This window comes from Brevibacterium mcbrellneri ATCC 49030 (assembly GCF_000178455.1).
Lineage (GTDB): Bacteria > Actinomycetota > Actinomycetes > Actinomycetales > Brevibacteriaceae > Brevibacterium > Brevibacterium mcbrellneri.
In genome coordinates this window covers 86,042-109,565 of the sequence record NZ_ADNU01000037.1, presented here as the reverse complement: position 1 = coordinate 109,565, position 23,524 = coordinate 86,042, and the positions used below count along the sequence as shown (strand labels likewise).

At 57.9% G+C, this 23,524-nt stretch carries 23 protein-coding genes and 1 riboswitch; of the genes, 3 read left to right on the top strand and 20 right to left on the bottom strand.

The window, feature by feature from the left end:
• The 11 genes from HMPREF0183_RS06355 to HMPREF0183_RS06310 all read right to left on the bottom strand — a co-directional run.
• Positions 1-551 (bottom strand): cytochrome c biogenesis CcdA family protein (locus HMPREF0183_RS06355; RefSeq protein WP_005884086.1); only part of this gene is annotated, 551 nt, incomplete at its 3' end.
• Positions 551-1,138: a TlpA family protein disulfide reductase gene (locus HMPREF0183_RS06350; RefSeq protein WP_005884084.1), complete on the bottom strand. Its 588-nt coding sequence runs from the start codon at positions 1,136-1,138 to the stop codon at positions 551-553. The genes HMPREF0183_RS06355 and HMPREF0183_RS06350, both read right to left, overlap by 1 nt.
• Positions 1,135-1,794, bottom strand: coding sequence for a histidine phosphatase family protein (locus tag HMPREF0183_RS06345; protein ID WP_005884082.1), 660 nt, complete (start codon positions 1,792-1,794; stop codon positions 1,135-1,137). Before HMPREF0183_RS06345 ends, HMPREF0183_RS06350 begins: the two co-directional genes overlap by 4 nt.
• A gap of 2 nt (positions 1,795-1,796) precedes the next feature.
• Positions 1,797-3,125 carry a glutamate-1-semialdehyde 2,1-aminomutase gene (hemL, locus tag HMPREF0183_RS06340; RefSeq protein ID WP_005884080.1) on the bottom strand — a complete coding sequence of 443 codons (1,329 nt, stop codon included), beginning with the start codon at positions 3,123-3,125 and terminating at the stop codon, positions 1,797-1,799.
• A gap of 18 nt (positions 3,126-3,143) precedes the next feature.
• Positions 3,144-3,638: a MarR family winged helix-turn-helix transcriptional regulator gene (locus tag HMPREF0183_RS06335; RefSeq protein WP_005884078.1), complete on the bottom strand. Its 495-nt coding sequence runs from the start codon at positions 3,636-3,638 to the stop codon at positions 3,144-3,146.
• Complete coding sequence (gene hemB, locus HMPREF0183_RS06330) at positions 3,635-4,606, bottom strand: porphobilinogen synthase (protein WP_005884076.1); 972 nt, start codon at positions 4,604-4,606, stop codon at positions 3,635-3,637. Before hemB ends, HMPREF0183_RS06335 begins: the two co-directional genes overlap by 4 nt.
• The gene (locus HMPREF0183_RS06325) at positions 4,606-6,201 is read right to left on the bottom strand and encodes a uroporphyrinogen-III synthase (RefSeq protein ID WP_005884074.1); all 1,596 of its coding nucleotides are present in this window, start codon (positions 6,199-6,201) and stop codon (positions 4,606-4,608) included. Before HMPREF0183_RS06325 ends, hemB begins: the two co-directional genes overlap by 1 nt.
• Positions 6,198-8,663 (bottom strand): hydroxymethylbilane synthase, encoded by a 2,466-nt coding sequence (hemC, locus tag HMPREF0183_RS13435; RefSeq protein WP_005884072.1) that lies wholly within the window; start codon positions 8,661-8,663, stop codon positions 6,198-6,200. The genes HMPREF0183_RS06325 and hemC overlap by 4 nt, the downstream gene beginning before the upstream one ends.
• Before the next feature lie 84 nt (positions 8,664-8,747).
• On the bottom strand, positions 8,748-9,005 hold the full coding sequence (locus HMPREF0183_RS06315) for a glutaredoxin family protein (protein WP_245527123.1): 258 nt from the start codon (positions 9,003-9,005) through the stop codon (positions 8,748-8,750).
• Positions 9,006-9,108: 103 nt separating this feature from the next.
• The gene (locus tag HMPREF0183_RS12535) at positions 9,109-9,207 is read right to left on the bottom strand and encodes a 30S ribosomal protein bS22 (protein ID WP_005504750.1); all 99 of its coding nucleotides are present in this window, start codon (positions 9,205-9,207) and stop codon (positions 9,109-9,111) included.
• A 121-nt stretch (positions 9,208-9,328) separates the two neighbouring features.
• Positions 9,329-10,522: an acetoin utilization protein AcuC gene (locus HMPREF0183_RS06310; RefSeq protein ID WP_005884068.1), complete on the bottom strand. Its 1,194-nt coding sequence runs from the start codon at positions 10,520-10,522 to the stop codon at positions 9,329-9,331.
• A 48-nt stretch (positions 10,523-10,570) separates the two neighbouring features.
• On the opposite strand from HMPREF0183_RS06310, the gene HMPREF0183_RS06305 reads away from it, so the two are divergent.
• Together HMPREF0183_RS06305 and HMPREF0183_RS06300 are read left to right on the top strand one after the other, a co-directional pair.
• Positions 10,571-11,968 carry a TrkH family potassium uptake protein gene (locus tag HMPREF0183_RS06305; RefSeq protein WP_245527122.1) on the top strand — a complete coding sequence of 466 codons (1,398 nt, stop codon included), beginning with the start codon at positions 10,571-10,573 and terminating at the stop codon, positions 11,966-11,968.
• Entirely contained in the window at positions 11,961-12,635 is a 675-nt protein-coding gene (locus tag HMPREF0183_RS06300; protein WP_005884063.1) for a potassium channel family protein, read from the top strand. The genes HMPREF0183_RS06305 and HMPREF0183_RS06300 overlap by 8 nt, the downstream gene beginning before the upstream one ends.
• Before the next feature lie 37 nt (positions 12,636-12,672).
• Here HMPREF0183_RS06300 and HMPREF0183_RS06295 read toward each other — a convergent pair whose 3' ends face one another.
• The 9 genes from HMPREF0183_RS06295 to HMPREF0183_RS12105 all read right to left on the bottom strand — a co-directional run bounded on the left by HMPREF0183_RS06295 (position 12,673) and on the right by HMPREF0183_RS12105 (position 22,625).
• Positions 12,673-13,977, bottom strand: coding sequence for a DUF2079 domain-containing protein (locus HMPREF0183_RS06295; RefSeq protein WP_005884061.1), 1,305 nt, complete (start codon positions 13,975-13,977; stop codon positions 12,673-12,675).
• Positions 13,974-14,789 carry a pyrroline-5-carboxylate reductase gene (gene proC / locus HMPREF0183_RS06290; RefSeq protein WP_005884059.1) on the bottom strand — a complete coding sequence of 272 codons (816 nt, stop codon included), beginning with the start codon at positions 14,787-14,789 and terminating at the stop codon, positions 13,974-13,976. The genes HMPREF0183_RS06295 and proC overlap by 4 nt, the downstream gene beginning before the upstream one ends.
• An 11-nt stretch (positions 14,790-14,800) precedes the next feature.
• A complete protein-coding gene (locus HMPREF0183_RS06285; RefSeq protein ID WP_005884057.1) occupies positions 14,801-15,709 on the bottom strand; it encodes a sugar phosphate isomerase/epimerase family protein in 909 nt (302 codons plus the stop codon).
• A gap of 12 nt (positions 15,710-15,721) precedes the next feature.
• The gene (locus HMPREF0183_RS06280; protein ID WP_005884054.1) at positions 15,722-16,693 is read right to left on the bottom strand and encodes a Ppx/GppA phosphatase family protein; all 972 of its coding nucleotides are present in this window, start codon (positions 16,691-16,693) and stop codon (positions 15,722-15,724) included.
• 54 nt (positions 16,694-16,747) lie between these two features.
• Positions 16,748-17,518, bottom strand: a complete 771-nt coding sequence (locus HMPREF0183_RS06275; RefSeq protein WP_005884052.1) for an enoyl-CoA hydratase/isomerase family protein — start codon at positions 17,516-17,518, stop codon at positions 16,748-16,750.
• Between the two features lie 105 nt (positions 17,519-17,623).
• The gene (locus HMPREF0183_RS06270) at positions 17,624-18,742 is read right to left on the bottom strand and encodes a bifunctional 2-methylcitrate synthase/citrate synthase (RefSeq protein ID WP_005884050.1); all 1,119 of its coding nucleotides are present in this window, start codon (positions 18,740-18,742) and stop codon (positions 17,624-17,626) included.
• On the bottom strand, positions 18,739-19,644 hold the full coding sequence (prpB, locus tag HMPREF0183_RS06265) for a methylisocitrate lyase (RefSeq protein WP_005884048.1): 906 nt from the start codon (positions 19,642-19,644) through the stop codon (positions 18,739-18,741). Before prpB ends, HMPREF0183_RS06270 begins: the two co-directional genes overlap by 4 nt.
• Complete coding sequence (locus tag HMPREF0183_RS06260; protein ID WP_005884045.1) at positions 19,644-21,140, bottom strand: MmgE/PrpD family protein; 1,497 nt, start codon at positions 21,138-21,140, stop codon at positions 19,644-19,646. Before HMPREF0183_RS06260 ends, prpB begins: the two co-directional genes overlap by 1 nt.
• 189 nt (positions 21,141-21,329) lie before the next feature.
• A complete protein-coding gene (locus tag HMPREF0183_RS12105; protein ID WP_005884043.1) occupies positions 21,330-22,625 on the bottom strand; it encodes a purple acid phosphatase family protein in 1,296 nt (431 codons plus the stop codon).
• A 158-nt stretch (positions 22,626-22,783) separates the two neighbouring features.
• On the opposite strand from HMPREF0183_RS12105, the gene HMPREF0183_RS06250 reads away from it, so the two are divergent.
• Entirely contained in the window at positions 22,784-23,323 is a 540-nt protein-coding gene (locus HMPREF0183_RS06250; protein WP_005884041.1) for a DUF4916 domain-containing protein, read from the top strand.
• A gap of 81 nt (positions 23,324-23,404) precedes the next feature.
• Positions 23,405-23,507, top strand: a riboswitch (TPP riboswitch).
• The last annotated feature ends 17 nt before the right edge of the window (positions 23,508-23,524 follow it).

Sequence of the window (23,524 nt, the reverse complement as noted above, 5' to 3'; positions counted from 1 at the left end):
ACCGCCCCTCGCGCCACGTTCCCGGTTCCGCCGAAGCTGGTGGACATGGCCAGCACCGCTGCCAAAGTAGGGCCAATGCACGGTGTCCAGCCAAGGGCAAATGTCGCGCCCAAAAGGGGCGCTCCTAAAAGCCCTGCCCGAGGTCGTTTGGAGATCCGCACATCGTTCTGCAGACGCTGGAAACCGCCCAGAAAAGCGATTCCCAGGATAACGACGATCACCCCAAATATCCTGGTGACAATATCAATCCACTGGGAGACTAAAACGCCTAATCCGGAAAACAAGATCCCAATGGCCACAAAAACGGTGGCGAACCCCAAGAAGAAGAGCCCCACGCCTGCGAGTACCGTCCAGGTTTTCTTGTCTTTGACGTGGGTTCCAGAAAGCCCAGTCACGTACCCCACATAGCCGGGGACCAGCGGAAGAATGCAGGGCGAAAGAAACGACACGAGTCCAGCAAGAAGTGCGACCGCCATCGCTAACAGAATGGGGCCGTTGAGAACGGTGTCGGCAAAGGACTGGCCAGCAGAGGCGAGCAAACTTACAGGCATCAATTGCCCAGAGTTTCTTCGATCAAGCCTCGCAACGTCGATTCTTCTACTGCGCCCACAACGCGCGCCGCTGGCCGTCCTTCCTGGTCAAGGATCACCGTTGATGGGGTCGCCTGTGGGGGCAGAACTTCAGACAGAGCAGCAACAATTGAGCCGTCAGTGTCCAGAGCGTTCGCATATTTCACGTCGAAGGTTTTAGTGAATCCTTCTGCGGCGGCTTTTCCGTCTCTGACGTTCACACCTAAGAATTCGACGTCGTCAGCGAACTTGGTGGCGGCCTCGTTCAGGGCTGGAGCTTCTTTTCGGCACGGTGGGCACGCCGCGTACCACAAGTTCACCACAACAAGTTTGGGCTGGTAGTCCTTTACCGAGCCCTGCTTTCCATCCAGAAGCGTGAAGTCGAAGTTCACGGGTTCGCCCCGTTCAGCTTCTGGGATCTGTGTCACAACACCGGAACCGGACACGTAGCCCTGCCCTGACCCAGCTTGCTCAGCAAGCGAATCAGATTTCGTTGAACAGGCGCTCGTAGCGACAAGCGCTGCCGTTGCCAACACTGCTGTGAGAGCTTTGCGACGGTTGACGGTCATGCTCCCGCAACTCCCTTCGCCGGTTGCAGATCTTCTGCAATGTCGATGTAGCCGACGTCGACAAGTGAACCATTTTCAAATGTGAGAGTTGTCGAGGACGCCAATGCGCATTCGCGGTGACGTGGGTCGTGCACCAGCGGACGTTCTTCCGCGTCTAAGCGCGTCACCCAAATAGGAAGCTGGTGCGACACGATCACACCGTCAACCTCGTTGAGGTTCTCACTGCGCGCGATGTCCTCCAAACGGCGGTGCACACTCGCTACTGCCGCGCGCATCCGACGCACTTGGTTCACATACGGTTCGCCCCATGACGGTTTTAACGGGTTGTACAAGCGTTGCAAGTTCTGTGGTTGCATGAGCGAATGGCGGTCGACTTTAGTTCCTTCGAACTGGTTTTCCGCTTCAATGACTCGTTCGTCAACAACAGGTTCAATATCCAGGGCCTGTGCAAGTGGGGCGATTGTCTCCTTGGTTCGCAATAGCGGAGAACGCACCAGATCGCGAACCACAAAATCAGATCCCGTGTAGTGTTCGGCTACTCTCTGAGCCATCTGATGACCAACCTCAGACAGCCCAAAGCCCGGAAGGCGACCGTACAAGATGCCTTCAGGGTTGTGAACTTCGCCGTGCCGGTTCAAATGAACACGGATAATCATTTTTAGCCTTTCGCTTGAGCGGCGGCGCGTGCGGCGACAGGCAACGCAGACACGATCCTGTCAACGACCTCGGGAGTGTGCGCCAAAGACAAGAACCACACTTCATACGCGCTTGGTGGCAAGTGCACACCCTGGTCTAGCATCGCGTGGAAGAACGCCGCATATGCGTCGCTATTCTGCGACTGTGCATCAGCGTAGTTGACCACAGGACGGTCAGTAAAGAACACCGAAAACATGGAGTTCGCGCTCTGCACCGTGTGAGGCACACCAGCCTGAGTCAGCTCCTGGGTCACCGCAGCACGCAACTGGTCAGCAACGGATTCGATATGGCTGTACACATCGAGTTCCTTTGTGAGCTTCAAGGTGGCCAAACCAGCGGCAGTTGCCACGGGGTTTCCTGACAAGGTACCCGCCTGGTACACGGGACCGGCTGGGGCGAGGTGCGCCATGACATCGGCACGCCCACCAAAGGCCGCAGTTGGGAAACCGCCACCCATCACTTTTCCGAACGTGAAGAGATCCGCAGGGCCATCCGGGTAGCCGTCACCAACAGCGGACTCATAGCCGTACCAACCGGCCTCTGACACGCGGAAACCAGTCATGACTTCATCAGAGATCATGAGGGCACCGTGGTCACGTGTGAGCTTTCGAATGAGCTGAGTGAAACCGTCACGAGGTGGCACAATCCCCATGTTTCCAGGGCACGCTTCCGTGATCACACACGCGATCGAATCGCCGTACTTCTCAAAAACCTCGGTAAGGGCCTGGGCGTCGTTATACGGAACAACCAAAGTCTCCGACGCTTCCCCGGCAACCACGCCAGGGGTGTCTGGAAGGCCAAACGTAGCAACTCCCGAACCGGCTGCGACCAACAGCGCATCCACGTGCCCGTGGTAGCACCCGGCGAACTTCACCACGCGAGACCGACCCGTGAAACCGCGAGCCAACCGAATCGCGCTCATGGTCGCTTCAGTTCCCGAAGACACCAAGCGCACCTGCTCAACCGGGTCCATCCGGGCGACAATTTCTTCTGCCAACGCAACTTCGTTTTCTGACGGGGTTCCAAAAGAGAAGCCCTGGTCGGCTGCTGCATGAACAGCTTCGAGAACTTGCGGGTGGGAGTGTCCCAAGATCATGGGTCCCCACGAACCAATGAGGTCCACATACTCATTGCCGTCTGCGTCGTACAACAGCGCGCCTTTAGCGCTACGAATGAAACGTGGAGTACCACCTACCGCTTTAAACGCGCGAACAGGCGAGTTCACTCCCCCAGGAATCACGGCCCGGGCTCGTGCAAACAAACGTTCCGACTCAGAAGTTACGCGGGACATACAAACTCCTCCTCGTCTCTAGGCTAACTCGCGAAGGTGAGAGTGAACCTTCTCGTAAATTTCGCCCAATGCTTTAATCTCGACCGGATGTAACACGTCAACAAAATTCTCTCGCACACCTGTCACGTGCGTGGGTGCGGCCTCGTGCAACAGCGCCCAGCCGGCTTCCGTCATGTAGCAGCTGACACCTCGGCCGTCACCCGCTGCGGACGCCCGCTCTACCAAGCCCCGCTTCTCCATCCTGGCCACAATGTGCGTCAGACGAGACCGCGACATACCAATCTCAAAGGCCAACTCCGACATGCGGCACGACCAGTCCTCGGACTCCGACAAACGGACCAGCACCTCGTACTCCGGGATGCCAATCCCAAAGTCAACACGTAAGTCCTTATCCAAAACAGCCATCAACAGCCGCCACGACTCAACCATGTGACGCCACGCGCGCTGCTCAGATTCGTCAAGCCACCGAACCGACTTGTCATCGGCTGGCTCTACGCTGTGCTCAGCCGTCATGATCGGCCGTTCAACCGGGAAGCAACCTCGGTCGCCCAGTACGTCAAGATCGCGTCAGCACCCGCGCGTTTAAACGCGGTTAGACTTTCCATGATTGCAGCGTCGCGGTCGATAGCCCCAGCAGAGGCGGCGAACTCGATCATCGCGTACTCGCCGGACACCTGATACGCCCACACCGGTACGGTCACTGATTCGCTCACCTGAGCAAGCACGTCCAAGTACGGCATACCGGGCTTCACCATGACAATGTCAGCGCCCTCGTCAACGTCCAAGGCGACTTCCGTGAGCGCCTCACGACCGTTAGCCGGGTTCTGCTGATATGTACGGCGGTCGCCCTTCAGCTGCGAGTCGACAGCTTCGCGGAACGGGCCATAGAACGCTGAAGCGTACTTAGCGGCGTAGGCCAGAATAATTGTGTTGGTGAAACCAGCTTCGTCAAGCGCTTCACGCACACGCGCCACCTGGCCGTCCATCATCCCGGACAGGCCAATCACGTGAACACCCGCGCGCGCTTGCGCCACTGCCATCTGGGCGTACAGCTCAACCGTGGCGTCGTTGTCCACTTCGCCTGTGTCCGTGAGAACACCACAGTGACCGTGGGAGGTGAACTCGTCAAGGCACAGATCTGCCATGACCACAGTCTGCTCACCAACAGCCTCAACGACCGCACGAATCGCACGGTTCAGAACCCCGTCTTCAGCTATCGCCTGACTACCCGTCTCATCACGGTGGCTGGGAATCCCAAACAGCATGATCCCACCCACGCCCGCGTCAACGGCCTTGCGGGACGCGTCAACCAGGGAGTCGAGCGTGTGCTGAACAACCCCCGGCATCGACGTCAACGGCACCGGCTCAGTCAACGACTCCTTGACGAAGAGCGTTTCAATCAAGTCGGCAGCATGAAGCCGGTTCTCTTGTACGAGCCTGCGCACCGCTGGCGTGCTACGAAGACGACGTGGACGGTACATTATGACTTCCTCCTGGTACGGCGACGCTCCGAGGGCCGAAGAGCGGGTTCGCCTTGAGCTTCCGCGCGATCCCGCAGATCGCGCGCGTAATCAGCGAGGTCCTCAATTAACGATTTGACGTTAGCTTCCTGAGAAACAATGTCGACGACCAGCCCGTGAGACTCCGCAGTTTGCGCAGTGGCCGGTCCAATACATGCAACCACAGTGGTCGCCGGCGGTTTACCCGCGATACCCACGAGATTGCGCACAGTTGAGGACGACGTAAACAAAACGGCATCGAAATCGCCGCGCTTAATCGCCTCACGGGTCGGAGCCGGTGGCGGGGCAGCCCGGACAGTCCGGTAGGCCGTCACATCGTCAACCTTCCAACCCTTTTCCTGCAGGCCGTTGACCAACACCTCGGTCGCAATATCCGCACGCGGCAGCAACACCCGGTTAAAACCTTCAACGTCGTCGAACACCGGCCAGTCAGCGGCAAGCCCGCGCGCAGACTCTTCAGACGTAGCAACCAACTCAGGCTCGATCCCCCACTCGCGCAGGGCAGCCGCAGTCTGCGCACCCACAGCAGCCACGCGCACACCAGCTAAAGAACGCACGTCCAGCCCCAGGTCACCCAGCAGGACCCGCACGGCACGCACCGCGTTAATCGACGTGAAGCCAACCCACTGGTAGTCCCCGTCAACAAGACCGCGCATCGCGCGCTCCATCTGCCCCGGCGTCCGAGGTGGTTGGATAGCGATCGTGGGAACGACCTCGGACTCCGCGCCGTACTCATGGAGCACCTGAGCGGTGATCTCGCCCTGCTCACGCGTGCGCGGGATAAGCACATTCCACCCGAACAGCGGCTTGGTCTCAAACCACGAAAGCGGGCCACGGTCCTCAATTCCCGCACCCAAAATCGTGACAATCATTTCGTGAGGAACAGGCTGGCTTTCCAAACGCTGTTCCAAAGCACCCAAAGTTGTATCCACAGAAACCTGGCGCACGCGAGACACACGCACAACCGAAAGAACGCGCGTAGCCGGATCCCAACCGTCGTTGAGAAGCGAGCGGATCGCGGCGACCGTGTTTTCGCTGTCACCGGTCAAAACGTGGGCAGTGTTGCGGTGCTTCGACACGTCCGTGTGGGTCATTTCACCAGCTTCGACAAACCTCAGAGACCGCACACGGTTGGTGGTAATCGGAGTTCCCGTAAACGACGCCACGGCTGCTGACAGACCTACCCCGGGAACCACCTCGATCCCGGTGCCCGTGCGCCGCACGGCAACGCCTTCAGAGTTCAAGGCCGAAAACAGGACACCGTCACCGGCGTACAACCGCACGACCAGGCCATGTTCTTTGGCAAGTTCACCCATCTTGCGACCACGCGTGGACGGTGTTTGCCCCAGGGATGACTCTTCAACCCGGGTGGTCTGCGACGGGGCGTACGTATCGACAATATCGGTGTGAAAATCCGGGTCATACACAACAACCTGCGCGCTGGCCAGAATGTCGGCCGAACGCACAGGCAACAGCCCGGGATCACCCGGACCAGTCCCCATAAAAACAACCAGCGGTTTTTGTGGGATCAGTGGAAACACCGTTGAAGCACTCATGGTTTTACCTCAAGTTGGGCCTTCGGAGCATTCGCACCGGTCAACGTATCTGGAACAACGCCTAGCGTGTCGAGAAGCTCATCGGCAATCTGTGTCCCCACATCGATTGCCGCGTTGACACCAGTGTTGGCCACGGACCGCGTAATTCGCGCCAGTTTACCGGCATCGTCAGCCATGACGGCAGACAGTTCAATAGACCGTTCGGTCACATTCGCAAGTGCACCAATTGGGGCTGAGCACCCTGCCTGTGCACGCGACAAAATAGCGCGTTCTGCAACCACTGCCCGGTACGTGGTTTCGTCGTGGATCGCCAACAGACCCGACCGCAGCTTCGCGTCGAACGGCTCACGGTCCGCGTTCTCCGCACGGCATTCGATCGCCAACGCACCCTGCCCTGGGGCAGGCAACATGAGTTCGGTCGTCAACGTCTGGGACACCTCGGCAAGGCGCCCCAACCGGCGCATACCGGCGGCGGCCAAAACAACCGCGTCGAGCCGCCCATCGGTGACGTACTTGATGCGGGTGTCCACGTTACCGCGCACACCGCGAATGTCCAGATCAGGGCGGGCTGCCCGCATTTGCGCGGCCCGTCGTGGCGAACCAGTGCCCACGACTGCGCCCTGAGGGAGCGTGTCAAAAGTGAGTCCATCGCGGGCAACCAGGACGTCCGACGGATCTACCCGAGGTGGTACCGCCGCCAAGGTGATACCCGGGGCTTGCGCTGTGGGCAGGTCCTTCAGCGAGTGGACGGCGATGTCGATTTTGCCTGACAGCAGAGCCTGGCGCACCGCCGACACGAAAACACCTGTGCCACCCATGTTGGCCAAGGGCGTCATGTTGACGTCACCTTCTGTAACAACCTCGACGATCTCCACACGCCAACCGGTGTGTGCGGCGATGTCTTGAGCAACTCCCACTGACTGCGAGCGCGCAAGGTTGGACCTACGGGTGCCCAGTCGCACAGTGCGCGTCCATCCTTCTGGCTCCACCACGTCAAGCGTGTGATCGCCCACTGGCGTGGTTCCGTCGGTGGTAGTGGATTTAGCTGGCGCGGGGGTTGCGGTTTTGGCGGTTTTGGCTGGGTTGCTTTTCGCCGTGCGGTTTTTGGCATCCACGATCGGCAGCTCTGAGGTTTCAGGAGCCGCGGTGAGGTCGAAAAGTGTGGACAGTGCGGCAGCGTAGTCTGTGCTGGTTTCGGTGAGCGCCAGTTCCTTTACCCGAACAGTGGGGTTGTGCAGAATCTTGTCTACCGTGCGGTTTAAGGATTTACGGATTTCTGCCTGCACGTCGTCGCTGACGTCATCGCCCAGTTTGTTCACCAGTCGGCTGTACTCAGATTCAATAATCTGGCTGGCGCGTTTGCGCAACGCGACCACGGTGGGGTTGATCTTGGACGCCGCTTTTTCGGCCGCGACTTGGTGCATGGCCTGGCGAATCAAGGCACGCACTTGAGCCAGCGCGTCAACTGCGCGGGAGTCAGCGGCGAGGTTACTCTGGGCGAACTCCGTGGACAGCTGCTCAAGACCCATGAGGCTCACGTGCGGAATGTCTGCCACGCCGTGCTCAATGTCAAAAGGCATTGCGAGGTCGATGAACGCCCGCTTGTGTGGTTCGGGGGTAGAACTCATGGCTTTCACCACGGTGTCGGTCCCGATCACGATTCCGCGGGCACCTGTCACACTGACGATCAAGTTAGAACGACGGATTTCGTCTACCAGAGTGTCTTCTGACAGTTCAGTAAACGAGGTAGTGAGATCAGTGCCAAGCTCTTGAGCGAGCTCTTCTGCGTGCTCGATAAGGCGAAGGGCGCGCTCTGATGTTCGGTTAATCACTGTGAGTGATGAAACTCCTGAGCGCACCAGGGTGGCGACGGCCAGACCGGACATGGCGCCGGCTCCTACGACGAGTGCGCGGGCTCCAGTAATTTCGCCTAAGTGTTCACGGGCGGAAAAGAGCGCGGTGTCGAGGAGCGAATTCGATACGGTGTCGAGCGCGGTTTCCGAGTGGGCGCGTTTTCCAACTTCGAGCGCCCGGCTCACTGCACGTTCCAAGTCGCCAGTCAAGGTTCCAGCGGTGCGCGCTTCGTTGAGAGCGGTCCGCACCTGGCCCAGAATTTGAGCTTCCCCAATGGCCATGGAGTCCAGGCCGGTGGTGAGTTCAAACAGGTGTTCGTACGCTTCTTTTCCGTAGCGAACGAACATGTGCCCTGCTAGCTCTTTCCAGTCGAACGAAGTCATGTCGACCAGAGCAGATCCCAGATCAGCGAGTCCGCCGTGGAACCCGGAGACCTCTGCGATGATTTCGACTCGGTTGCACGTCGCCAGAACAACGACACCCATCACGTATTCGCCTGAGCAGACTCGTGAGCGCAACTGTTCGACTGCTGTCGCGTCAAAGGCGAATGCATCGAGCACGCTCATGGGAGCGGTGCGGTGTGAAACACCTAGGACGAGCAACGACACTGAGAACCCCTCATACGCAGCGTAGTGATGTGAATAGTTTTGTGGCCTAAATCAGACTGATCAGACTGGTCTGGCTGGATCTGGCTAGTGTGTGTTCGTGCGGGTTGCGCGGATGAGCGAGGCTTTTAACCGGCGCTCGTCTACTCGGTGGAAGCTGTGTTGCCGTCCGTTGATCAGAACGACCGGCACTTCCCAGTCGTAGAGTTCCAGCAGTTCACTGTCACTGTCGACGTCGACCACGTTGAGCGTCCACATGTATCCCGTTTCTTGGGCCACGCTGTCGATCACGTGAGTGACGGTTTCTTTCGCTTCATCGCACAGGTGGCAACCTACGCGATCCACAAAAGTCACTGTGTTTACCGTGTTTCCAGTGTTTCCCGACATGGCTTCGCTTACGCACGAAACCCCGTCGACGCTTCATCGACGGGGGTTTGTGATTTGTAGACTACTTCTTGTTGCGACGCTGGTGGCGCGTCTTGCGCAGAAGCTTGCGGTGCTTCTTCTTCGACATCCGCTTGCGACGCTTCTTAATGACTGAACCCATAAGGTACCTCAATACTCGGCAATTTCTCGTGAACTTTTGGTGCCCACGAGCTGAACATAACCACGTAAGTGTATCGGTTCGTGGCTATTCATCTCAAACGAGTGTGCTGAAGCTAACGGTGTCAGTCGTAATACGGGTCCAGGCCGTAGAACGGGAAGATCGCTTTGCGCGTTGCCATGACAGCGCGGTCAATGTCGGCTTCCGGGTCATAGCCGTATGTCCACGGCTGAAAGTCATTGGTACCACCGTCTGTCATGCGAATCGGTGCTTCCCTCCCGGTGAGCGTCATGACGTAGTCACGCCAGCGTTGCGGGATTTCTGTTCCAGGGTCAATGTCAACGCCGGCTGAAATCGCAACGATCTGGGACCATGCGCGAGGCACCACGTCGATGATGGCGTATCCGCCGCCTCCGGTTGCGACCCATTTACCGTCGCACAGTTCGTCGGCTAGGTCCCGGACCCATTCGGCTCCTCTGCGCATCGCGTCAACGGAGAGGCGCAAGTGCGTCAAGGGGTCCAGGCGGTGACCGTCGCACCCATGTTGGGACACGATCACTTGTGGTTTAAATTCGCGGAGTACATGCGGAACGGTGGCATCGAGTGCGCGCAGCCAGTCTGCGTCAGACGTCCGAGGTGGTAGCGCGATGTTCATGGCGCTCGCGGCTGCCTGGAGGCCCCCAATATCAGCGGCGAACCCAGTGCCGGGGAATAGGAAGCGCCCGTTTTCGTGAAGGGAAATAGTGAGCACCCGCGGGTCGTCCCAGAAGAAGTGCTCGACCCCATCCCCGTGGTGGGCATCTAGGTCAATGTACACAACTCGTTCGTACCCGTTGTCTAAGAACTCTTGAACTGCCGCGGCGACATCGTTGTACACGCAGAAACCGGCAGCCTTTCCAGGCATCGCGTGGTGCATGCCGCCACAGAAGTTCACCGCTCGCACGTATGAGCCGTTGATGACGGCTTGGGCTGCAGCAATCGAGCCCATGTAGAGCCGCCCGGAGGCTTCGTGGATGCCGTCGAATCGTGGAACGTCTTCGGTTCCTACCCCGTAGGCTTCGATGGTTTCTTTTGACAGCTCACTGGTGCGTCCGGCGTCTTTCACCGCTTCAATAAAATCAGCGGAGTGCAGTTTTTTCAGTGCGTCGTCGTCGACCTGAGGAATTGCGCCGAGGTGGACGCGAGGGTGATCGAATATGCCGAGGTCGGTCGCCAGTTTGGCGGTCAAATCTAAGCGCAGCGGATGCATAGGGTGGGAAGGACCAAAGTTATATTCGGTCACTGATTCGTCCCAGACAACAAAAACATCGTGGCTCATGTCACCACTGTAGCCCGTCTCAGCGTTGATCCCACTATGCTGTCATTCGTGAGTTCTCCCAAGCGGACCTTTTTCGAGGTTGTATTTTCCCCGGGACGACGTACGCGTGACTTCATTGACAGGGTTGCCGAGACGTCGCCGGCGCGTTTGGCGATCGTTTCGTTCGTTGCAGTCGTAGCGCTTTTCACTGTTTTGCTACTTTTGCCCATTTCGCATCAGAACCCCAACGACATTTCTTTTGCGCGGTCACTCCTCGTCAGTGTGTCAGCGGTGTGTGTGACGGGTTTGTCTCCGGTGGACTTTCAGGATTACTGGACTGGGTTCGGTCTCGTCACGATCACTTTGGCGGTTCAATTGGGTGGCTTGGGGATTCTCACCCTGGCGTCAGTTCTGGGAATGGTTGTTTCGAAAGGCCTTGGAGTTCGCCAACGCTTGATTGCTATGCAAGCAACGAACGCCGGCTCCCTTGGCCAAGTTGGTTCGCTTCTTCGCGCGGTGGTGATTACCGCACTGGCTGTTGAAAGCGTCATTTTTACGATGCTTTTTCCGCGCTTCCTCATGCGAGGTGAGGAAGTGGGCACGGCTCTCTGGTACTCAATCTTCTACTCAGTTTCGTCGTTTAATAACGCGGGTTTTTCTATCCACCCGGGAGGTATCGCCTACTATGCCGATGACCCGTGGATCCTGTTCACGCTCATGCTTTCGGTGTTTGTGGGTTCGTTAGGTTTCCCGGTCATTCTGGTGGTCACTATTTTGTGGAATAAGCCACGGTCGTGGGACTTGCACACCAAACTCACTCTCACCACCTCGGCGATCTTGGTGGTCGTGGGCTTTTTCCTCTTCTTTGGACTCGAATACAACAACCCGGACACGCTTGGGAACAAAGGTTTCGGCGCCACCTTCTGGGAAACGCTGTTCATGTCGGTGATGACCCGGTCAGGCGGGTTCAACACAATCGACATGGCTCTTCTGAGCCCTGCTAGCCACTTGGTCACTGACGTTCTGATGTTCATTGGTGGCGGTTCGTCCTCAACCGCTGGTGGTGTCAAGGTAACGACGCTCGCGGTGCTGGTTTTGGCGGCCTGGGCTGAGGCGCGCGGTTATGACGATGTCACTGCTTTTGGCCGACGGATCGGGCACAACGTGGTGCGCGTCGCGATTTCGGTGGTCTTCGCTGGTCTAAGTCTTGTGCTGGTTGGCACGATTGCGCTTCTTCATGTCACACACAACTCACTGGACATGGTGTTGTTTGAAGTCATTTCTGCTTTTGGCACGGTGGGCTTGTCAGTGGGTGTCACCAGCACGGCCCCGGACTCTGGCCTGTACATTCTCAGTGCCCTCATGCTGTTAGGTCGCTTAGGTACGATTACCCTCGCAGCCGCAGTGTCCAGCCGATCCACGAAGCGCTTGTTCAGGTACCCAGAAGAGAGGCCGATCATTGGCTAAACAAGACTCCCGCGACAACAGTTCTGTCCTGGTTATTGGTCTGGGGCGTTTTGGTGCATCAACTGCGTCCAATCTGATGAAGCTGGGCCGGCAGGTGATGGCGGTGGAACGCAATCCCGAGGTGGTAAGTGAGTGGATGGGTAAGCTCACTCACGTTGTTGAGGCAGATTCGACGAACATTGAAGCGCTCCGTCAGGTGGGTGCCCAGGATTTCAACACCGCCGTTGTGGGGATCGGAACGTCCATTGAGGCCAGTGTTCTCACTACGGCTAATTTGGTGGACTTGGGCGTTGAGCAGATATGGGCGAAAGCGATTTCTTTGGCTCACGGCAAGATCCTCAAGCGCATTGGTGCTGAACACGTTTTGTACCCGGAGTCAGAGGCAGGCGCACGTGTTGCGCACCTGGTGTCCTCACGCATGTTGGACTTCATTGAGTTCGATGACGGCCAGTTTGCTGTTGTGAAGATGCGGCCGCCTAAAGAAGTGCAGGACTTCACGCTGGCAGAGTCCGATATTCGCCAGAAGTACGGCGTCACCGTTGTGGGTGTGAAGGGGCCGGGCAGGGACTTCACGTATGCGGAACCGTCGAGTCGCATTGGCCCGCACGATGTGCTCATCGTGGCAGGTCACGTGGAGCTTTTGGCTCGTTTCGCTGACCGGCCGTAGGTCTAAGCGTTTTCAACCCCACCCGGGCTCTTGAGCCTCACTCTTGGCGCGCGGCTACCTTGTACGTGCCGTCGTCAAAGACCACTGTCCACACGCCACCGTATTTGCTTTGCGCCCACGACTCTGGCGAGTAGTCAGTTTTCGCGGTGTTGAATAGCACTGCGTCCGGTTGAACGTCGCCGACGGTTCCATACCAGTACGTGTTGGTGTGGGGAACCGTGTAGGCAAGCAAGTAGATGTCGGTTGCTACCGTGTCGTATTCCGAAGCGGCCTCGATTGCGCTTTGCGCGCTGGGTGATGCGTACTGGTCATACTTCCACAGCAGGTTGATCTGTGATTGGGCGAGCATTGCACACGCGGCCACAAAGGCTACTGCAGGGGCCAGTTTGAAAAACCTGCGTGGAGCTACGTCGATCATCGACGCTGCCGCAATGGGGATGAGAACTGCAGAGTAGTGGAAGTCGAATCCCCAGTAGTACTCGACGTTTCCGACAAAGCGCCAGGCTAGAGTGGGAAGCATCAGAAGCATAAAAGGGCTCTTGAGCCCAATCACACCAGCTGCCAGAACCAGAACGCTCACGACTGCGAACTTGGTGTCCACCGACTGTGTGAGCGTTTCCGCAACAGAAACGTTGTCGGTGTAGTCGTACTGCCCCTGAGGGTTCAGTGCAGGAAGAATCACCCGCACAGTGAGAACGAACCACAGAATGCCCCATGTTGCGAACCCGGTTGCCCACTGCCAGTCTTTGCGGTCTTTGAGCAACACAGCCAGCCCGAACATCAGAACCATGAGGCCCAAGTCTTCTTTCACGAACACCAACAGGCCAATCGCCACGGCAGCGTGGATGCGTTTGCCACGCATCCACCACACCAGCCCAAAAGCGATGAGTGGGACTGCGAAGGCGATTTCGTGGAACTGCGACCACACGGCGTTAATGAAACCCCACGACAGGATGTAGGACGCGCCCAAAAGCGAGCCGCCTGTCAGTCCAAAACGTTCCAGGGCCAAGCGTGTAAGTGGCCATGCCGAAACCGCAAATAGAGCTGACTGGATAATCAGCAGTGTGAGCCCTGAAGGGAAGATCCGAAAAATAGGGCCTAACAGGATCAGGATGGGGTGGAAGTGGTCACCTAAAAGGTTGTACCCGTCGCCTTTGATGTTGACCACGGGGGCGCGGAAGTGCGCGTACTGATCGGCAAGTTGAGTGAAGATACCCAGGTCCCACGACGGGCTGATGAAACCACGCCACATCATGATTGAGAGGGTGGAGTAAAGAGCGAAACCTAGCACACAGACAGCGCCGGCGACTCCAAGATGCTGTGCCTTGGTTCCTTTGCTCATTCAGCGTTCTCGCTTTCCATTTCTTTGCCACGTTCAACAGCAGCTGAGCCGGCCTTGAACACGATGTCGTCAAAATTGTGTGCGCGGAAGGTTTCGATCGCCGCGTGAGTTGTTCCGCCCTTGCTGGTGACGGCTTTGCGCAGCTCAGCAGGCTCAGGCGTGCGGTCCAACAACAGCCCGGCGCCCAGTGCGGTTTGGGCAACCATGCGGTTCGCGGTTTCTTCATCCAGGCCCAGCTCCACACCGGTTTTGGCCAGTGCCTCGGCCAGCAGGAAGAAGTACGCAACACCGGAGCCAGAGATCGCGGTCATCGCCCCGATCTGTTCTTCTTCAAGTGGGAACACCTGCCCAGCCCCAGAAAGCAGTTCGGTGAGCGCCTGAACGTGCTCGTCACTCACTTTCTGACCCGCGGACAGAGCTATGACACCTCGGCCCACCTGCGAAGGCGTGTTAGGCATGATGCGCACAACTGGGTTGTTGGGCACGTGTGTGGCCATCTGTTCCAGCGAGAACCCAGCGGCCATGGACACTACTACGGTCTGTGGTTCCAGGTGTGGCGCGATTTCTTTGAGTGTCTGCGCCAGCATCCACGGTTTGACACCCACGAAAACAAATTGAGCCCCGGCGACGGCTTGGAGGTTAGCGTCCGAGGTCGTTTCAACTGCCAGTGTGTCGATTCCGAGCCGTTCGTGAAGGCGGGTTGCTGAGGCGGCGGATGCGCACGTTGCGACGATCTGCGCATCGGTGGAGGCTTGTACGCCTTCCAGGAGAGCTGATCCCATGGAACCGGTTCCGACAAAGGCAATACGCACGCGTTAGCTCCTTACGTTGCTTCGTTGAGCCCTAAGTGTTTTCGGGCGAAGTCGAGGGACTCCTTGAGCATAGCGGTGCGCTTGGATTTTTTGGCGACGAGCCGTGTGTTCACTTCGACAACAACGTCGCCGGACCAGTTGTGTTTGGCTAAGTATTGCAGGGTTTCTGCCACGGGCATTTTGCCACGCCCGGGCACTAGGTGTTCGTCACGCAGCGAGCCAGACCCGTCGGTGAGGTGGACGATTGCGAGTTTGTCCTGGATTTCCGCAACGGTTTCTAACGCGTTCATACCCGCGGTTGACGCGTGGGAAAAGTCGAAGGTCATGTGGTCATAATCTTCGTCTAATGGGTTCCAGTCCGGGTAGTACACCAGGACTTCACGCAGGCCTGCCCGCCACGGGTACATGTTTTCGACTGCGATTTTCAGGCCAGTTTCTTTCACCAGTTCACGCACGCCGTCCACGAATCCGGTCGCGTAGTCACCTTGCCACCTAAACGGCGGGTGAAGAACTACGGACTCTGCCCCGCATTCGAGTGCGAGGTCGCAGGTCTTGCGTAGCTTTCGCCAGTGGTCCTTATCCAGCACTCCGGGTAAGAACAGCAGTGTGGGTGCGTGAAATGACACAACCGGTAGGCCGGAGCGGCGAATTTCGCTTTGGATCAACTGCGCATTCTGGGTGGTGCGGTTGTGGGTGATCATGATTTCTACCCCGTCGTATCCCAGTTCATGCGCCATGTTGAAGCACGTGGGGACGTCCATGGGGTACACCGAGGACGTGGATAAGGCGATCCTGATCCGTTCAGTCGATACGTGTTGGACCCCATGTTCGTACACGGGGTTTTTCGCAAAGTGTTCGCGGTGGCGAACAGAACTCTTCTTAGCTGAGTTCTTGCGTGTAAACGCCTTGCGGTGGGGCATGGTTGATCGTGCTTATCGTGGGAGTGCTACAGCGGGGCGCGAAAGAGTTTCTGACGAGTCGAGCAGGTCGAGTTTCCGCATGATGATGCCTTCGCGCAGAGCCCATGGGGAAATGAGCATCGTGTCGATGTTAAAGATCGTGAACGCGGTTTCTGCCAAAACAGCACCTGCGAGCACTTGCCCTGAACGCGACTCTGAAACGCCTGGGAGTTCAGCTCGTTGAGCGGCGTTGCGACTAGCCAGTTGGTCAATGATCCCGGGAAGGTCTTTGCGACGGAGCTGGCGGGGAACGTAGATACCGCTACCGCTGGGAGCTGCTCCTCCTAAGCGAGCGAGAGACCGGAACGTCTTGGATGATCCCACGACGTTGTCGGGTTGACCGACGCGGTTGATGAGGCCTGCGTAGCGGCCGATGAGTTGGCGAGCGTGTCGGCGTAGCGCGGCAATTTGGTCGGGAGTTGTGACGTCTCCCCCGTTGAGAAACTCGGAGTACATGCGCCCGGCTCCCAACGGGACGGACACGGCCGCGTCTGGGTATTCGTCCTGGCCGGCTGCCATCTCTAAGGATCCGCCACCAATGTCGAGCAAGAGTAACTTTCCGGCCGACCAGCCGAACCAGCGACGGGCTGCCAGGAATGTCACGCGGGCTTCGTCTTCACCGCTCATGACGTTGAGGGTGAGCCCGGTTTCTTTGTAGATCTTTTCGATGGTGGCTTCACCGTTGGGGGCATCCCGCAGGGCCGAGGTGGCAAATGCCAGGATCTGTTCGGCACCTTGCACTTCCGCGATTTCAATCGCTTCTTTGCAGAACTGCATGAGACGTTCACGCGCATACGTGGTGATCGATCCGTCTTCTTTTAAGTGTTCTGCAAGTCGCAGTACTTCTTTGTGAGAAGTAGCGGGAAGTGGCGGTGCACCAACTCCTGCGTCTACAACGAGGAGGTGGATACTGTTGGATCCGATGTCGAGGACGGCTAAACGCATAAGCGAAAGTTTACCCCCAGTAGAGTGGTCATCTTGAACCGGCCCTGTAGCCCCTTAGTCCGTGGGCCAGTCGGTGCGGTTGATCGCGAAGTCAGGTGAGCGACGTTCAAAGAACGCTTCCTGCCCACGCACGATTTCCTCCGCATACGCGTCCTTCACCCAACCTTGCGGTTCGAACATGTCACCGCGCAAAATCCGCTTGGCACCCGTTTGTGACAGGGCAGACCTACTGGCGATCACCTCGGCGCGCTCCTTGGCAGTAGCCAACGGATCTTCCGAAACCTGGTGGAAGAACCCAAGCTGGTTCATCTGATCGAAATCGACGATCTCAGCTGACAGAAGAATGTAGCGAGCCCACGACGTACCCAGGATCTCTGCCAGCCGCTTGGTGGGCCCGGGCGGGTACACAAGGCCCAAACGAGCGGCCGTCACACCATAGATTGAGCCTGGCTTCGCAATACGCACATCGCACGCGGCCGCGATTTCTGTTCCACCTCCCACGCAGTTACCTTCGATCGCGGCGATCGTGGGAATATCCATGTTGGCGATGGCGTCTTCGGCTTGAGAGTTGGTCTGCCAGAACTCTTCCAGCGGCACGTTGAGGTCTTTGATGTCCGAGCCTGCAGAAAAGTGCCCGCCAGCCCCTGTAATGATGAGCACCTTGACGTCCGGGTCGGTGTCAACGGCTTTCGCGATTCCGGGCAACGCCTTCCACATTTCCCGCGACAGTGCGTTGCGCTTTTCAACACGCGAAATTGTCAGAACAGCGATTCCGTTTTCCACGCTGTACTCAAAACCTGGGACGAGCGGAAGATCGTGCGTCATGGTGTCTCCTCGGACAAGGGCCGGTTACGGCCAGGAAAGTGGAAGTGGCACTTACGCGACGAGGCGGAGACCTCTGTAGATCTCCGCCTCGCTGCGTTTAGGGTTTTAGCGCTGTGTTGGAACTTCGCGCTGAGCTTCACCGTGGTATGCACTCAACGGACGGATCAGCGCGTTGTTTGCGTGCTGTTCCATGATGTGTGCGGTCCAACCGGTGATACGGCTCATCACAAAGATGGGCGTGAACTGTGGAGTGTCGAAGCCCATGAGGTGGTAAGCAGGACCCGATGGGTAGTCCAGGTTCGGGTAGATACCCTTGCGTCCCACAAAGTCCTCTTCGAACGTGTTGTACAGGTCCAGAAGGTCGTTTGCGCCCTTGACCTTGACCATGTCTTCGAAAGCTGCGCGCATGGTTGGAACGCGCGAGTCACCGTTCTTGTAGACACGGTGTCCGAAGCCCATGATCTTTTCTTTGTTAGCAAGAGCGTTGTCGATCCAGGCGGACGCCTTGTCTGCGGTTCCGACTTCTTCGAGCATCGCCATAACTGCTTCGTTGGCACCACCGTGCAGGGGTCCCTTGAGGGCACCCACGGCACCGGCAACTGCAGAGTGCAGGTCCGAGGTGGTGGAAGCGATCACGCGGGCAGTAAAGGTGGATGCGTTGAACGAGTGCTCTGCGTACAGGATCATCGAGATGTCGAAGCAGCGCACAACTTCGTCGGCTGGAACTTCGTCAAACACCATCTTGAAGAAGTTCGCCGCGTAGCTCAGGTCGCTGGTAGGTGCGACCGGGTCCAGGCCGTGACGACGACGGTGGTCGATTGCCACGATGGTTGGCAGCTGAGCGTAGAGGCGCTCTGCCTTTGCCTGGTTAGCCTCTGGCGAGTTGTCTTCAGCCTGTTCGTCAACGGCACCCAGGTATGACACGGCCGTCTGCACAACGTGCATTGGGTGGGTGTCCTTGGGCAGGCCCAAGATGATGTCAACGAGCTTCTGGTCGATTGCGCGCTGACCACGTTCACGGGCAACGAACTCTTCGAGCTGCTCAGCGTTAGGAAGTTCTCCGTTCCAGATCAGGTAGGCAACTTCTTCAAACGAGCAGTTCGCTGCGAGTTCCTGAACCGGGTAGCCACGGTAGGTCAGCGAGTTGGTTTCCTGAACAACTTTCGAAACAGCGGTGCTGTCGACGACAACGCCGGCGAGCCCCTTCTTAATGTCTTCTGTCATGAGTGGTTCTCCTGTGAAAAGTTGAATACGGCGGCGTCAAATTCGTTGTAAGCGGCGTAGTCAATCGTGTCGTAGAGGTCGGCACGTGTCTGCATGCCGTCGACCAACGACTCCTGTGTTCCTTCACGACGGATCACTTCGAGGCCACGCTTAATGGCGCCCATAGCGATACGCAACGTGGTCACCGGGTAGATCACCAGCTTCACGCCAGCGTTTGCGAGCTGTTCGGTGGTGAACAGTTCGCTCTTCCCGAATTCAGTCATGTTCGCAAGGATCGGAACGTCCAAAGCGTTTGCCATGGATTCAAACTCGCCGAGGTCCTTCATAGCTTCAGGGAAGATGAGGTCAGCGCCAGCGTCGACGTAGGCCTTCGCACGGTCAATTGCCGCGTCCAAACCTTCCTTTGCGCGCGAATCGGTGCGCGCGCACAGGACGAAGTTGGAGTCACGGCGACCCTTGACCGCAGCGGAGATACGCTTGACCATCTCGGCGGTGGAAACAACTTCCTTCCCGTCTAAGTGGCCGCAACGCTTGGGGTTGACCTGGTCTTCCAGGTGCATTCCTGCAACGCCTGCATCTTCAAATTCCTGAACGGTGCGAGCGACGTTCATCGCTTCGCCCCATCCGGTGTCAGCGTCGATGAAGGTGGGCAGGTTGGTCACCCGCGAGATGTTACGCCCGTGGTCAACGACCTCGGTCAGCGTAGTCAACCCAATGTCAGGCAGACCCTGGGCTGCCGAGAACGCGCCACCGGAAATGTAGACGCCTTCAAAACCAGCCTGCTCAATGAGCTGCGCGTTAATAGGGTTGATTGCGCCGGGGAACTGGACCAGTTTGTCACCGGCCAGCAGCTCCCGGAACTTCTCACGACGAACGTGAGCGGGAGTCTGTGCACCTAGCATTAGAAAATACCCTTCGATGTAATTTCTTCTGCCCCGTCAACCACGAAGTTGAGCTGGCGAATTTCGTCGGCACTGAGGTTTGGCAGGTTTTCGGCGAGTTCGATGAAGCGGTTCTGCTCTGCTTCCGAAACGATGCCTTCTGCAAGCGTGCGGAACTTCTGAACGTAGTTTTCGCGGACGAACGGACGGGCACCGTTGGGGTGAGCGTCGGCAACAGCGATTTCGTCGACCTTGGTGGAGCCGTCCTTGAACAGGATTTCTACGCGGCCACCGAATGCCAGTTCGTCTGGGTCGGTGGAGTGGTAGCGGCGAGTCCACTCTGGGTCTTCGCGGGTTTCGATCTTGTGCCACAGTTCCACAGTTTCTGGGCGTCCCGCGCGTTCTGGCGCGTAGGACTTTTCGTGGTGCCAGCCCTGGTCTTCCATGGCCACAGCGAAGATGTACATGATCGAGTGGTCAAGGGTTTCACGCGATGCCTTGGGGTCCATCTTCTGCGGGTCGTTCGCACCGGTACCAATCACGTTGTGCGTGTGGTGTGAGGTGTGGATGGTGATCTTTTCGATCTGGGACAGGTCGTCGATTTCACGGCCCATCCTGCGAGCCAAGTCGATGAGTGCCTGAGCCTGGTATTCCGCGGAGTGTTCCTTGGTGTAGGTGTCCAGGATTGCGCGCTTTGCTTCGCCTGCGCCTGGCAGCGGAACGGTGTAGCGGGCTTCAGGACCGGAAAGGATCCATGCGATGAAGCCGTCTTCACCTTCGTAGATGGGGCTTGGAGCGCCTTCGCCACGCATAGCGCGGTCAACAGCTTCAACAGCCATCTTGCCGGCGAACGCAGGAGCGTGAGCCTTCCAGGAGGAAATTTCACCCTTACGCGACTGGCGGGTTGCGGTGGTGACGTGCAGAGCCTGACCAACTGCCTGGTAGATGACGTCAGTTGGGAGGTGGAGCAGTGCACCGATTCCAGCTGCTGCAGATGGGCCCAAGTGAGCGACGTGGTCAATCTTGTGTTCGTGCAGGCAGATGCCCTTCACCAGGTCAACCTGGATTTCGTAACCGGTGGCAATACCGTTGACCAGGTCTTTACCGCCGATTCCCTTGTGCTGAGCAACAGCCAAGATGGCAGGAATGTTGTCACCTGGGTGGGAGTATTCCTTGGCCAGGAACGTGTCGTGGAAGTCGAGTTCGCGAACGGCGACACCGTTTGCCCATGCTGCCCATTCAGGTGAGATGTGGGTGTCGTTGGAAACACCGAACACGGTGGATCCTGGCTCCAGCTTGTGGGCCAGGGACTGTTCGCGTGCGTGCTTAGGGGCCGAACGGAACACGGATGCGGCGGCAACAGCAGCGTTGTCGATAACGCGGTTGATCACCATGTCAGTGACATCGGCGTCAACTTCTACCGGGTCAGCAGCAACCTGAGCGATTTTGTATGCCAGCTGCTCTTCACGTGGCAGGTTTTCTGAGGATTTGTACGTACGAACTTCGTGATTGATCATGCGAGGTCTCCTTCGCGCGGGCTTGTCCGCATTCGTATGTGGTGTCTACCACTCTATTACCTATGAGAAGCGCCTGAGCACTCGGCCCCGGATTGCGACCCGGAAGCCAATGAGACACTTCACAAGTATCTCGATATCAAGATAAACGACGTGATCGGCGTTTCCCAAATGCAGGTTGAAGGTGGGGTACTACTTGCAGCCCCGGTTGGATGGGTCAGTGAGCGTGAAGCTGTCGAGCGTTCCGCGCTTCCCCGTCGTTGCCACTTCATAAGCAGTAACGCGCAACGAGCAACGCTGAGCCTTCACCCCCACATAGCCAGGCACTTTGTTGCCTTTGGCCACAGCAGCCCAGTCAGCACCTTCCTTGTTGTTGTAGAACTTAGAACCGCTGGACGACGTCGCGGTCACATAGATCGTTTCGCCCTTCTTCTTCACCTGCTTGCTACCACCGCGGGCACCAGCGACCTTGTGGCCGTCCCCGTTTGTCAAGTAGCTCCGGGTGTACACGTGATCGTGTCCGTTCATCACCAAGTCGACATCGGCCTCGGCGATGTACTTTGGAAGCTCTTTGCGCAACCGTTTCACGTCAGCGTCGTCACGGTGAGGTCCAGACGAATACGGCGCGTGGTGGAAGGCGAGCACTGTCCAGTTCACGTCGCTCCCTTGGTCAGCTTTGACGTCCTTGATGAACTGGCCGTGTTTTTTCCAGTTGGGGTTGTTGCTGTCCAGGACAATAAACAGCACACCTGCGTCTTTGTACCAGTAGTTGCCTGTGCCCTTTTGGTTGGGCTGGCGGAAATGCTGATTGTGGCTGACGGGGTTCAGCATTTCGTGGTTGCCCTTGATCGTCATGTGCGGGAGTGTGCGCATGACCTCTGGGGCGAAGAAAGCGTCGTATTGCTTGCCCGCGCCAGTGTCGATCTGGTCGCCTAGGCTCAAGAGGAAGCGCGCGTTCGGGTGTGCCTTTGCGGCCGAGGTGACGGTCCGGTTCCAGCCTTCAGCGTCGTTGGGTTCACCGTTGCCTGATCCGATCTGAGGGTCGCCCACGGCTAGGAACTCTCCGCTGTTCGTGGAGAAAGACTTGGGGGTTGAGAACGTGTACACGTCCGACCAGCCGTTTTTATCGGAACCCACTTGATATGCGTACGTGGTGTTTTCTTTCAGTCCGGTCACGTGCGCTTGGTGGAAGAGGCGGGCACGGTCAATCGACACACCCGATTTTTCTTCATTGACTCGGCGCGCGTCTTCTGGAATTTTGCCACGCACGAGGTCTTTTGCCGGCGCGATCTTGACGCTCTGCTTACCGACCTTCTTGGTGTACCACGTGAATGCGCGGTCGGTATTGCGGTCGCCTACCTGCAGGCCGAGGTTGTAGATGTCAGCCTTTTTCGTCACCTCGGCGTCCGTACCCAGGGCGGGGCTCAGACCACCGGCAGACAGTAGTGCAACGAGTCCGAGCGTGGTGGCAAGCGACGTGATCTTCATTCGAAAACTCCTCTGGGCAGGCGTATGTACGACGGCAAACATGGTGACTTTTCTGGGTTAACTGCGTTTAGCCTGCGGGTTGCCCTCACATGGACTTCTTCGGTTAAGGCCACGTGAGGCCATTACGCTGTGAGCGAAATCTGTGCGAAAATCGCTTTATGACGCGCACCGCTTTGGACTACGACGAAAACTGGCTCGAACCCGAAGAGCTCAACAACCTCCGGCGCAAATTGCCGCTTACATATGTGCACGGAGTGCCCGTTCAAGTGAGCGACAGTGGCGAGGTTGAACGGATTGGGCTCCTCCTGCGCACCCTCCCAGACCAGACCTTAGGGCGCGAAATCGTTGGTGGCCGAGTTCGCTTCCACGAAACCTTGCGGAACGCGCTCGCCCGGCACTGCGAACAGGACTTAGGTCCCCTCGCACTTCCGGTTTTTCCCACCTCGCTCACCCCGTTCCACGTGGCCGAATACTTCCCCACGCAAGGCGTGAGCAAGCACTACGACCCCCGCCAGCACGCGGTGGCCCTGTGCTACATCCTGCAGGTGCGCGGCGAATGCACGCCCCGTCAAGACGCGTTGAGCTTTGACTGGTTTGCGCCCCAAGAGCTTCTGCGCGACGACATCATCGCCGACATGTGCCACGGCCAGCACCACATCGTGAAGGCAGCCCTTGCGCACCTGGGGATCCTGCCATAGAAAGCCGGGGCACACCTCGGGCTGTTCTGTAGCCGGTTTCTTCTCAAGGTTTCTCCCCTCCCTTTTTGTGTTGTAATGTGTGATCCGCGACAGGGGAGCGCCAGAAGGGGCGCTGAGAGTGCTGATGCAGACCCTCGAACCTGATGCGGTTAGGACCGCCGAAGGGAGTCGAGTTTCTCTTTACCCCTCCTGAATCCTTGG